Below are 8877 nucleotides of genomic sequence, written 5' to 3' on the forward strand. Positions count from 1 at the left end.
TTTTAATACAGGGCTAGGGAATCGCATTGATAAAGTAACGGCACCCGCTAAGGTGCCGTTGATTCATTATGCTTCTACGTTTGAGTCGTTATTCGAGTCTTCACGAACGTCGAACTCAACATGCCATTTCTGACCATTATCAGTGGCTATCGCTTCTAGGTATAACGTGCCTAATTCAGTAACACGAGACGCCAAAGTCACCGGAACCACTTCACCTTCGCGACGACCTTCAGAAACAGGCAGTGTCACTTGGATTTCAGGAAGCTCATCAAGATCTTCTGGAGCCCAGTGATCAAGGTGCGTACCTGCTTGGTCTTCACGACGTGTTGTTGAACCGAAGAATTGGAAGTGTACTGGCTGACCAATCACTAGACCGAACTCTTGGCTAGGAACTTGAACGCTTGAGCCTTCTTCCATACCAAATGGTGCAACACACAGTGCTTCCATTGGAGGAGCCATACCTGGGATAGCTGGCATCGCGCTTTCAATTCCTACGTAGTAAGAAGAAGCGATACCACCGCGGATACGAACGCCTTGACCACGACGTACTGCGCCGTAGTAAGAAGCGCCACTTGCAACCGCTAGGTCTAAGTCTAAGCCTGAAAGCTGTTTAGCGAATTCAGCGTCTGCATTAATTAGCCATTCATTGATCGTGTCTGAAAGACGATCAGCAAGCAGGTTAGATTTTAGAACACCACCATTGAACAGTACCGCTGTTGGTTTGATGAAGTCTGCCGCTGGCGCTTCTGTACCGGGCATACCGGGCATGTTTGCAAACGGGTTGAAATCTTGTTGAGCGGCTTCGCTATTTCCAGAAAGCGCATTGGCTTGCTTAGAAAGGAATGCGGCAATATGACGAGTAATACCCGCATCTTGAGCGTAAGGGAGACCCATTTGAGTCAGTGCACCACGAGTTTTCTGTACCGGGTGATCCGTTACAGCGACTTGTGGGAAGAAGCCATCAACCAATGTTTGTTGTACTTCTTGCTGAGTCAGTTCTGTTTTCAGTGTTGCGCCAAGTAGCTTAGAGCCGCGGCTTGGAACAACGATGGGCACAGATTGAAGTTCAGCATCATTTAGCAATGCTTCTTTCGCATCACGACACGCATGAGTCATCGCTTGAACCTGCCAAGGAGCCAGTTCTTTACCTTCTTGAGCTAACTTCATTTTCAGACGGTAAGCTAACGCTAAGTCCATATTGTCGCCGCCAAGTAGGATATGCTCACCTACCGCGATGCGGTTCAGACTTAGGTTGCCTTCGTCTTGTGTTACTTCAACTAACGAAAGGTCGGTTGTACCACCACCGATATCGACAACTAGAACGATGTCACCAACGTTCACTTCATCGCGCCAAGTATCGTTGCTGTTATCAATCCAGCTGTAAAGAGCTGCTTGTGGCTCTTCAAGAAGCGTTGGGTGAGTAAAACCAACATTACGCGCAGCTTCAGCCGTTAGGTCTCGAGCCGCTGGATCAAACGAAGCTGGAACGGTGATCGTTACATCTTGGTCTGCCAGTTTGTGTTCTGGGTTAGCGTGGTTCCAAGCATCTTTAAGGTGCTCAAGGTACAACTCAGTTGTCTTAAGCGGAGATACCTTTTCAACTTCTTCAGGGCTGCCTGCTGGAAGGAACGCATCACGACGGTTAACACCACCGTGGCATAGCCAAGATTTTGCACTTGCGACCAAACGGATAGGGGTTTTCGAACCTAGGTTACGAGCAATCGCACCGACTAGCGCTTTAGGTTCAGAAGACCAAGGAAGAACGCGAGAGCCCGCATTCATTTCATGTTCGTGCGGTTGGTATAGGAACGAGCCAAGTTGGCTGCGAGTTTCTACTGTACCTGGAGCCGTCAATTGAGGGATTGGCATCACCTCTACACGAGCATCTTCATTGCTTGTGTCGATGTAAGACAAAACGCAGTGTGTGGTACCTAAATCGATACCAACACTGAACTTAGGCGCCTGATGTTGCTCTTGAGAAGATAGCTCTTGTGAATGCGTCTGCGGCGTATGTTCTTGAGAAGAAGACTCGTGTGATGATGGCTGAGTTTGGTGTTCCATTATAGCTCCACCTCTGCCGGTGCAATCACAGATGCATCGTAGTTCTCAGCAAGCTTAGGCAGGTTCATGTCAGTTGCTTTCCAACCTTTGTGAATCAATGTGCCATTGAACGGTGCATTGCCCGTGACGTTGCCTGTTAGGCGAATTTCTTGAGGGTTGAAACCTTCAACAACCGTGATGCGCGTTTCTTCATCTTCAGTACGGATGTGAGAAAGCGTCACGTAATCGGCTAACACTTTTTTACCGCCAGTGTGAATTACACGTGCTGCTGCGCCAACTTCTTCGTCAGAGAATGAAGTTAGGTCTTCTTTTAGGAAGTCAATTAAACGAGCTTCTTGCTGCATGATAGACAGTAGCTGCATTGCAGAATCTGTTGGTGCTGTTGCCAGCTTAGATTCAACTTCTACGATTTTTTCGATTACACGTTCAACTTCAACAACTTTCTCTACTTCGACAATTTTCTCAACTGGCTTTTCAACTTCAACGATCTTTTCTACTGGTTTTTCTACGACTTTCTCAACCACTTGGGTTTTACGAGAAACGGCAATAAGCAGTAGTAAAACGCTTGATGCAGTTAGGCCTGCGTGAAGCATATCAAACGTTTGTGGGATTAGGTTCAAATCAACGATCATAGTGATTTCTCTTTAAAATTGATTTAACGGTATATTCGTCGGTTTAAAGGAATATACAGATTGGAAAGAAACTCGGTAGCACGAGACTGAAACGGTCGCTTTCAAGCTATAAATATGGGTGGATACTAGCATATTCAAGGCTTAAGAGGTGTATTTAATGTTTTCAAACAAGTGGCTTTTTAGTGTGTTAGCTTGAAATTTAGTCGAGATTTGTCTGGTTATTGGTCATGGGGGTCAGTAAAATTTACAAAATGCCCGTTTAATGTGACATTTAGGACTAAACATGAATGGAGCATTATTTCCGTCCGTTATATACTTTTCATTCAATAGAGCCTATTTGGAACCCGCATGCCCCAAACTACTGACCCACTAACAGGGTTGAAGAGACAAACTCTCCCGTTGGTCGTATTTTCGGTCAGTTTTTTGATTACTGTTTTGTGCTTTGTATTAGTCATGCTTAATCAAAAGCGTGCGCTGAATATGAATTTGGATAGTTTTGCTACTCACCAGACATTGAGCTTGGAAGCCTTTATAGATAATGATGTGGCATATATTGGGTCTGGTGCTAATTTTTTCTACGCAAATGACCCTGAAAATTGGGATAAGTTTGATCGCTTTGCTAAGCAAACCATAGATGATTCAAAGAGTTTAATTGCCTTGCAGTGGATGCAAAAAGTGCCCGCAGACGAGATAGCTGAGCACACGGCGAAAATGAAAGAAAAGTACCCATTCTTTAAGCTGTATACCATTCCTAAGAACCAAGCAAAAACCTATGGCTACATTTTGGATGGTCAGCCAGCTTTCGTTGCTAGCGATATTTTCCCCAATACAGAACCAAACAACAAAGTTCTTGGCTTTTACTCTTCTAGAGAGCGATTTGATCTCGTTCTAGATAATATCAAACAGACACGTAAGGCGAATATTTCAGACAAAGTTCGCTTGATACAAGATGGGCTAGATAAAGACACAAAAAAGAGTGGCATGTTGGTGTATCACCCTGTCTTTGAGGGAGAGAGTGACAACTTACTCGGCGTTGTAATTGGTGTGGTTCGCACCACATACTATTTTGAGAACTTGCTGGCTTCGACGGTTGGGGATATGAATGTTTATGTCCGCGTTAGTGATGTCGGTTTTGAAGCCGAAGATGCACCTGTCTTGTTCGAAACGAAAGGTTATGAGGGTGTGACTGGACAACATATCACCAAGAAAATCACACTCACTAACCGTGAATGGGTTGTCGACTTCAAGATAGACTCATGCATTTCGTTTAATGGTTACCTGGTGTTGGCCGGGATTGCCCTCGTGGGCACGACTATTTCACTGTTGCTTTCTTATATCGTTAAACTGCAAGTCCAAGAAAAAGTACGCCTGTATAAAATGATTGATGAAAGAACGGAAGAACTCCGTTTTCTTGCCAATCATGACAGCCTCACAGAGATTTATAATCGACGAGCCTTTAATAAGGTGCTCGATAAAGCGATACAAGGTGACAAGCCGTTTAGCTTGATTGGATTTGATGTCGATAAATTTAAAGGGATTAATGATCAATTTGGCCACCCGGCTGGTGATGCCTTACTGGTTCATGTAATTCAGTTGATTTCAGGCAGTTTGAAAGAGGGCGATCATGTCTTCCGTATGGGAGGAGATGAGTTTGGTATCATTTCGAGCGTCATTGAACACGACGCACTGGCTCGTTATTTAGAATGCATTTTAGATACGGTGAGCGAGTCTCACTGTGAGCATAAAGGTCAACTATTGAGTTGTACTCTAAGTATCGGTGCTACCATCCGCAGTAAAGAAGACATCGAAGAACTCCTTCAAAAAACCGATAGTATGCTTTACCTAAGTAAGTCAAATGGCCGAAATCGCGTTACAATTGCAGGCTAAATGAGCACTTGATGCAACTAGGGTCGAGTTCTGTATTGGGCTCATGTACAATTTGACAAAATTTTTGACGAGAGAATTAGGCGACGTATGAATCACAATCGAGTGGTATGTTTCGATTTGGAAATGTGCTGTTGGAGCGAAGACGGTGTGGGAACAACAGGCGAGATCATTGAAGTTGGTCTTGCTGAAATTGATCTAGCATCTGGCACTATCGTCAAGCGAGCACAATACTACGTTAAGCCAGAGAAAGATGAAGTCTCTCTGTTCTGCGCCGAGCTAACGGGCATAACACCTCGTAAAATCGAAAAGCAAGGTCGTCCATTAGAATCTGTCATCAAGTCGATGATTAAGAACTTCGGTGGACCAAAAAAAATCTATGCAGCGTGGGGACGTGACGACCTTATCTTACACAAAGAGTGTATTGAGAAAGGCATCGAACCTCCGTTTAGCGAGTTCTTGAATATCGCCACGCTTTATCGAGTTCAGAATCGATTGAAAGAAAAACGTATTGGTCACCGTGCTGCTCAAGAAGCGAAAAACATTGAGTGGGAAGGTCGTCAGCACTCTGGTTATGTTGACGCTTATAACTTGGCAAAGCTTGCGCTGACTATGTTGTAATCGTTTGTATTTCAGAGAGGCGCTTGGTTAAATACTTAAAGGTTAAACACTTAAAGTTAGCCTGAATCTTGTGAGTTATTAAAATGAAGAGCCACCTACTTATTAGGTGGTTTTTTTGTGCCTGTTATTTGAGGGTAATGACGATCCAAATTGAGGGCAATGACTATTCACGTTAAGGGCAATGACTATCCCAAGAAACCTAATTTCAACAAGTGGTTTATCAATAGTGAATGGCTACATCGCTTATTTTACGAGTGAATAATATTGGTTTGAAATTTAGCTTTTTAATTAATATTAAATCGCAGGTCTCGACCTTGATTGGGTAGGGCTAGGTGGTAGCGTTAGCTCACCCAAAACAAGGAGAATAGGATGAAGAACATTATTAAGTATGGATTGGCACTGGGGGCGCTAAGCGTAAGTGCGTTGGTTTCGGCACAACCCGTTGTATTGATAAATACCTTTTCAGTCGAGCCGGCCCATGAAGCCGCTACATTAACGTATTGGGAAAATGCGCGAGACGTATTGGTGAAGCAACCTGGATATATCTCTACCAAATTGCACCGCTCTTTAAGCTCGGATGCGACATACCGTTTTATTAATGTTGCAGAGTGGGAAAGCAAAAAGCATTTCCATGATGCGATACAGGCGATGAGAAAAGAATTACCACCTTTAAAAATTGAAGGGGTTTCTGCTGACCCTAACTTGTATGAAATTATTCGCGACTAATCAGGAAGCCACCACAATGAAAACAACTCTAGGAACCTTTTTAGCTATTTTTAGCTTTCTATTTTCAGCCATTCTTTTTTCAACCCATGCCCACGCAGCGGCATACGGCGTGTCAGTGGCTTGGAAAACCGATGACGCCCAAGCCGTATTTGAGGCAATGCCTCATCAGAAAAAAGCATTTGCCAACCTGATTGATGCGGGCTTGGTACACGATATGTTCGTATCACAAAGCTTTATTGGGGATAAAAAGTTTCCGATGATTAAGTTTGTGATTGAAGCGGACAGTGAACAGCACGTTCGAGAGTTGATTGGTAACCTACCATTCCAATTTAAAGAGCTTGTCGAGGTGACTGAAATCAGAGACATCGGTAATAAGTGGTTAAACACTGACGTCGCTTTCAAAAACTACGCAGTCGAACTCGCTTGGACAGAGCCTGAGAATCAATTCATTGTCGATGAGATTATCAGCCAAGATTTACAAATGGTTGTCGATTGGAGCGCTCAAGGCGTGATTACTTCTGCTTACTTAAAACATCAAGAAATAGCTCAAGAGAAGCCAAACCAAAAAGCGATGATCAGACCCATTTACTCAATGGCAATATTGGCTAAAAACGAAGAACAAGCTCGCGGAGTTGCCAGTCAGTTGAATGCAGTAAAGTTAGGCTTCGCTGAAGTTATGATTAGTGAACTTGGATTCAAACTGGAACTATAATTTCGCTAGAACAGAATTGTGACCTCGTTTTCAGATTGCGTAACGACGAGGTCTTAATATAGGACCATGACAAGTTTAGAGTTAAACTTGGCTATGTTCATAGGTGAGTGAGTTTTCGTGACTGGCTCACCTTGTTGTTATTTTATCTTGTTACTTGCTGAGCTTATATTTGGCTTAATTATTGACTAAACTTATTACTCTTCTTTTCCATGTATGGTTTGGTATTAGCTCGACCAAATAAACACCTTTTTGATGACCTTTTATTTATGAACGCCTCGCCGAAATGAACGCCAATAGCCCTGATAAGATCACCTTAGACGCTTCGGGTATCGAATTGAATAACAATACTCTCATTAATTCGAGCTCTAACAAGCAGGTCACCTTGTCTTCATCCGAAAGTTTGATCCTTGAACATTTGGTGATGAATAGCCCGAAAGCGATTGGCCGAGACTTCCTTCTTGAACGTTGCTGGCCTGGGCGGGTGGTGACAGGAAGCTCGCTAAACGTAGCGATAAAGAACATTCGTACAGCGTTGAATGAACTGAACTGTGAGTGCAAAATTTTAACGGTTCAGAAGCAAGGGTACAGTTTTAGCAGACCTCAACAGCTTGGTGGTTATCTATCAACACCCATTTCTGCTATTCAAACTCAAGTAGCTCAAGTTAATGTTCCTAATGAAACCGTTGAGCTAGAGGTTTTTAATACTGACAGTGATCGCAGTGATGACAGTAAAAGCGAGTCTGTATTACCCCAACAACGGGAACTTCATAAACAGCGAAGGGTTAAGAGTTTTCTCACTCGTCACCAATCTCGTATCGTAGGGATGGTCGTCAGCGCGCTTCTTCTCGTGCTGTTTTATCAGTTCGTTTTTTTTATGGATAAAACGAGCTATCGTGGCATGGATGTTTATCACGACAGTTTGAATTTTGATCAAGAATTATTAACCGAACTCAATACCGTCTCAGAACTCGGTGTTGATTCGCTTTATCTGCATCGCATCGGAGTTGGGTGCCAGAATATCCAAGCCGTCGCATTGATAAACGGGCGCTGGAAAGAGATGAGTCACCAGTTTAAATCTTTGTCTTGCGATGACGATAATGACGATGAGCGAGGGTGAGTGATATGAATCGTAAGTTTTGGATGCCTATCTTACTCACGTTTTTTGTGATTCTAAATGTAGGCTTAATTTCTGGGCTCGCAACCAAAAGTACTTATAAATTTTCCGCAGAATACCCGATGGTAGGCTGGGAAAAAATATCACTTCGATTGGAAAATGGTCGAGTCAAAATGCAGTACATTGGTTACGATATCGATGGGAATATCGCTCAAACTAAGCAGATGTTTGGCGTGTTCTTGCGCTGGGGGAATCATTACTACTTTTATCAATTGGATCAAGATCAGGCCCAAGATAAGCAGACATTCAATATCAAGCACTTATACATTCAACAAACACAAGGCAAGCGCAGTGTGTTGGTATCAAATCAGCGCGGCCTTTATGTCACTAAGAAGGGCACGCCGTTAGAGCTCAAAGGCATCATGCATGGCGACCGTTTACGTTGATCCAGTCACTTAACGTGAGTATCGAGCCTTTGGTTAGCTTTTACCGATGACGTTCAGCTTAGTTTTGATAAAGTCACTGTGGTCAACGTAGAGCAGTTCTGCGGTTTTACGGATCACTGAATCTTCAAGTGGGTCAATCTCTCCATCCGCATGCGCGACTTCCCACATAGCTTTGATTAATTCTATGCGAACCGGCTGCGAAAGCTCTCGCAGTTGAGAAGTGAAATCGTACAGAGAAACAGATTGTTCAACTTGAGGCTCAGCTTGTGTTAATAAAGCTTTTGATTCTTCTTCGGTTATGTTCAGTAAACGCTGAAGTAAGTGCAGTTTGGCTTGTTGCTCTGATTCGTTGATCGCGTGGTCTGCACCAGCGACTTCGCATAACAAGCTGGCGATGGCTAAGTTAGGTGAGGCAGTGGGCGTTTTGCCTAAATCAGAGCCGTCAACTAATTGTTTAAATAACGAGGTAAGTGAGTTAAACATAAGAGCGTTCCAGTTATGGTGAATATTATTACTATTGGGCCTACGGAGTGTGATCGCAAGCGTCTTTACTTAAAACTGACATTACGAAGAGGTCAGCAATAAGGAACACTTGTTTAGGGCGTGTTGACCTTTCGCGGTTAAACTTTGTTCGAGATAAAAGCGTTTTAATCGCGGCGAGGGGGAAGTAGCCTAGTCATT

Annotated in this window: 9 protein-coding genes; 6 read left to right on the forward strand and 3 right to left on the reverse strand. The window is 43.5% G+C overall.

Translation table 11 applies throughout. The features are described from left to right. Window positions 1-66 precede the first annotated feature (66 nt). On the reverse strand, window positions 67-2061 hold the full coding sequence (locus tag AB6D80_RS17570) for an Hsp70 family protein (protein ID WP_372189151.1): 1995 nt from the start codon (window positions 2059-2061) through the stop codon (window positions 67-69). Next, on the reverse strand, window positions 2061-2693 hold the full coding sequence (locus tag AB6D80_RS17575) for a DUF2760 domain-containing protein (protein ID WP_372189153.1): 633 nt from the start codon (window positions 2691-2693) through the stop codon (window positions 2061-2063). The genes AB6D80_RS17570 and AB6D80_RS17575 overlap by 1 nt, the downstream gene beginning before the upstream one ends. Before the next feature lie 348 nt (window positions 2694-3041). Between AB6D80_RS17575 and AB6D80_RS17580 the strand changes: the two genes are divergently transcribed. The 6 genes from AB6D80_RS17580 to AB6D80_RS17605 all read left to right on the forward strand — a co-directional run bounded on the left by AB6D80_RS17580 (window position 3042) and on the right by AB6D80_RS17605 (window position 8196). Next, complete coding sequence (locus AB6D80_RS17580) at window positions 3042-4580, forward strand: sensor domain-containing diguanylate cyclase (RefSeq protein WP_012604200.1); 1539 nt, start codon at window positions 3042-3044, stop codon at window positions 4578-4580. A gap of 87 nt (window positions 4581-4667) precedes the next feature. Further along, window positions 4668-5198 (forward strand): 3'-5' exonuclease, encoded by a 531-nt coding sequence (locus AB6D80_RS17585; protein WP_009847018.1) that lies wholly within the window; start codon window positions 4668-4670, stop codon window positions 5196-5198. A 369-nt stretch (window positions 5199-5567) separates the two neighbouring features. Beyond that, entirely contained in the window at window positions 5568-5924 is a 357-nt protein-coding gene (locus AB6D80_RS17590; protein ID WP_009847017.1) for an antibiotic biosynthesis monooxygenase, read from the forward strand. 16 nt (window positions 5925-5940) lie between these two features. Continuing rightward, window positions 5941-6636, forward strand: coding sequence for a hypothetical protein (locus AB6D80_RS17595; protein WP_009847016.1), 696 nt, complete (start codon window positions 5941-5943; stop codon window positions 6634-6636). Between the two features lie 418 nt (window positions 6637-7054). Next, window positions 7055-7753, forward strand: coding sequence for a transcriptional regulator (locus AB6D80_RS17600; protein ID WP_372189155.1), 699 nt, complete (start codon window positions 7055-7057; stop codon window positions 7751-7753). A gap of 5 nt (window positions 7754-7758) precedes the next feature. Next, entirely contained in the window at window positions 7759-8196 is a 438-nt protein-coding gene (locus AB6D80_RS17605) for a hypothetical protein (protein ID WP_029222865.1), read from the forward strand. A gap of 33 nt (window positions 8197-8229) precedes the next feature. Here the strand turns inward: AB6D80_RS17605 and AB6D80_RS17610 are convergent, their stop codons facing one another. After that, window positions 8230-8679, reverse strand: coding sequence for a TerB family tellurite resistance protein (locus AB6D80_RS17610; RefSeq protein ID WP_009847013.1), 450 nt, complete (start codon window positions 8677-8679; stop codon window positions 8230-8232). Window positions 8680-8877 lie beyond the last annotated feature (198 nt).

Origin of the sequence: Vibrio sp. 10N.247.310.17 (assembly GCF_041466605.1) — a bacterium.
Taxonomy (GTDB): domain Bacteria; phylum Pseudomonadota; class Gammaproteobacteria; order Enterobacterales; family Vibrionaceae; genus Vibrio; species Vibrio tasmaniensis_A.

Coding starts and splice junctions, on each gene's coding strand:
- AB6D80_RS17605 (WP_029222865.1), top strand. CDS start 7,759: ATGAATCGTAAGTTTTGGATGCCTATCTTACTCACGTTTTTTGTGATT.
- AB6D80_RS17610 (WP_009847013.1), bottom strand. CDS start 8,679: ATGTTTAACTCACTTACCTCGTTATTTAAACAATTAGTTGACGGCTCT.
- AB6D80_RS17595 (WP_009847016.1), top strand. CDS start 5,941: ATGAAAACAACTCTAGGAACCTTTTTAGCTATTTTTAGCTTTCTATTT.
- AB6D80_RS17570 (WP_372189151.1), bottom strand. CDS start 2,061: ATGGAACACCAAACTCAGCCATCATCACACGAGTCTTCTTCTCAAGAA.
- AB6D80_RS17590 (WP_009847017.1), top strand. CDS start 5,568: ATGAAGAACATTATTAAGTATGGATTGGCACTGGGGGCGCTAAGCGTA.
- AB6D80_RS17585 (WP_009847018.1), top strand. CDS start 4,668: ATGAATCACAATCGAGTGGTATGTTTCGATTTGGAAATGTGCTGTTGG.
- AB6D80_RS17580 (WP_012604200.1), top strand. CDS start 3,042: ATGCCCCAAACTACTGACCCACTAACAGGGTTGAAGAGACAAACTCTC.
- AB6D80_RS17575 (WP_372189153.1), bottom strand. CDS start 2,693: ATGATCGTTGATTTGAACCTAATCCCACAAACGTTTGATATGCTTCAC.